General features: G+C 43.2%; 1 pseudogene. It reads left to right on the forward strand.

Annotated elements, in window-relative coordinates:
- Positions 1-303: pseudogene (locus tag FC65_RS12120) on the forward strand (ISL3 family transposase); the annotation flags it as partial.

Raw genomic sequence — 303 nt, forward strand, 5'->3', positions numbered from 1 at the left:
CAGCTGCCTGCCCGAAAACTATCACAAAACTAGCCGAAGTTCAGGATGTCAAAGCGAACGCGCGCATCTCTCAAGCGGTTAAATACCAAGCTGTTTCCAAGTTAGGTCAGAATATTTCACAAAAAGATATTGCCACTGATTTTTGTATTTCAAGCATGACGGTAATGCGTTTCGCGCAAGGCGTCTCGACTTACCTGAAACCAAATCAGCACTATTTACCGCAAAACATTGCCTTTGATGACTTTAAATCGGGCAACTTTTCTCAAAGCGGTATGAGTATCATTGTCATGGACATTGCGACAC

Origin of the sequence: Ligilactobacillus acidipiscis DSM 15836, from assembly GCF_001435755.1 — a bacterium.
Taxonomy (GTDB): Bacteria; Bacillota; Bacilli; order Lactobacillales; family Lactobacillaceae; genus Ligilactobacillus; species Ligilactobacillus acidipiscis.